This is a genomic window from Williamsia sp., assembly GCF_016462415.1.
GTDB lineage: Bacteria > Actinomycetota > Actinomycetes > Mycobacteriales > Mycobacteriaceae > Williamsia_A.
In genome coordinates this window covers 2,132-4,281 of sequence record NZ_JAEMTF010000179.1, presented here as the reverse complement: position 1 = coordinate 4,281, position 2,150 = coordinate 2,132, and the positions used below count along the sequence as shown (strand labels likewise).

Here is a 2,150-nt window from a genome sequence, read left to right as displayed (position 1 = left end):
ACGGCTCGCCCACATCGTCTCGAGCGTGGGCGAGGGACGGAACGGGACGTCGCCGTGGACGTCGAAGTAGTAGCTGTTGGCGTTTCCGCAGCCACCCTGGAAGAACACCTGGTTCTTCCGCCGGCCCAGTACCGACTCGAAGTACTCCGCGTTGGCCTTCTCGGTCACCTCGACCCGCGTCGCCGCCTGTTCGCGCGCGTGCCGCAGCACCCGCACGATGTGATTCGACTGGGTCTCGATGAGGTTGAAGTACGACGATCCGTTGAACCCGTACGGGCCGAGGATGGTGAAGAAGTTGGGGATCCCGGGCACCGAGACGCCCTGGAATGCCTGAAAGCGGTTCTCGTCCCACCACGTCTCGAGGTCGCGACCGCCCGATCCCTGCACCGGGAAGGGCGGCATGTTGCCGTGCTCGAACACCTTGAACCCGGTGGCGAGGATGAGGATGTCGACGTCGTGGTCGGTCCCGTCGACGGTGCGGACCCCGGTCGGGGTCACCGACTCGATGCCCGAGGTCTCGAGCGTCACGTTGTCGCGGTTGAAGGCACGCAGATAGGCGTTGGAGAAGCTCGGACGCTTGCACCCCAGGGAGTAGTGCGGCGTCAGCTTCGCCCGTGTCTCGGGGTCGGTCACCTGATTCTTCAGGTGCCTGCGCCCCATCCGCTCCCCCACCGTCGCAATCGGCACGATGCCGTTGAAGTGCGCCGGGGTGGGGAAGTTCAGCTCGACGAACGCCTGGCTCACCGTGCGCGCGACGCGTTTGAGTCCGGGGATGCGCCGCAACGCCAGGCGGGCGGGTCCGGGCAGGATCGCGTCGGGCTTGGGCAGACACCAGATCGCGGTGCGCTGGAAGACCGTCAGGTGCGCCACCTCCGGCGCGATAGACGGGATCACCTGCACCGCCGAGGCCCCGGTGCCGACGATCGCCACGCGCTTGCCTGCGAGGTCGACGTCGTGGTCCCACCGCGCGGTGTGCATCACGGTGCCGGTGAAATCGTCGAGACCGTCGATCGCGGGCGGCTTCGGCTGGGTCAGCACCCCGGTCGCGCCGACGACATGGCGCGCGGAGATGGTGTCGCCGGTGGCGGTGGTCAGGGTCCAGATGTCGGTGTCGTCGTCGAACACCGCACCGACGATCCGCGTGTTGAGTCGGGTGTGCTGGTCCACCCCGTACTTGCGGACGCAGTGGTCGGCGTAGTTCTTGAGCTCGTCGCCGGGCGCGTAGACCCGCGACCAATCAGAGATCTGCTCGAACGAGAACTGGTAGCTGAACGACGGGATGTCGACCCCGACACCGGGATAGGTGTTCCAGAACCAGGCGCCACCGAGTCCATCGCCGTCCTCGACCAAGAGGTAGTCGGTGAACCCGGCGCGGGCGAGGATGATGGCCGCACCGATGCCGGAGAACCCACCACCGACGATCACGATCTCGTGGTCGGGCCGCGCGGACACATTGTTGCCATTCATGGATGTCACTATTGCGGACCCTGCGTCGAAAGGAAAGCCCGCGGCGTCAGTCTACGGGGGTACTCCGCGATCGCTGTTGGGCTGACTGTGTGGAAACCGCCGTCGAGTGTGCTGACAGCGCACCGTCACCTGACAGACAGACAACGCAGACTCGACGAGCGGGCTTCCGCACCGTCAGCGGCCTGAGAACCCAGGACATGGAAGACACAAGCCGCCGACAGGGCACCGCGGTCAGCACAGAAAAGCGGCCCGGCTCCTCTGTGAGGAACCGGGCCGCTCGTCGAGCATCTGCCGTGACGGTCAGATCAGTACTTCTCGCCCTTCGCGGCCTTGTCGACCAGCGACTGCGGCGGCTCGAAGTGCTTGCCGTACTTCGACGCCAGGTCGTTCGCGCGATCGACGAAGCCCTGCAGTCCACCCGGGTACTGGTTGATGTACTGGATCACACCACCGGTCCACGCGGGGAAGCCGATGCCGAAGATCGAGCCGATGTTGGCGTCGGGGATCGACTCCAGCACGCCCTCGTCGAAACACTTCACGGTCTCGAGGGACTCGGCGAACAGCATCCGGTCGATGAGGTCCTGGAACGGGACCTCCGTGCTGCCCGACTTGAACTCCTCACGCAGTCCCGGCCACAGACCGGTGCGCTTGCCGTTCTCGTCGTAGTCGTAGAAGCCCTTGCC

At 65.9% G+C, this 2,150-nt stretch carries 1 protein-coding gene and 1 pseudogene; both read right to left on the bottom strand.

Annotated features, from left to right (window positions below):
- On the bottom strand, positions 1 to 1,467 hold a 1,467-nt coding region (locus JHC79_RS22780; protein ID WP_296395193.1), incomplete at its 3' end, for an NAD(P)/FAD-dependent oxidoreductase.
- Between the two features lie 305 nt (positions 1,468 to 1,772).
- Positions 1,773 to 2,150: pseudogene (locus JHC79_RS22775) on the bottom strand (3-hydroxyacyl-CoA dehydrogenase); the annotation flags it as partial.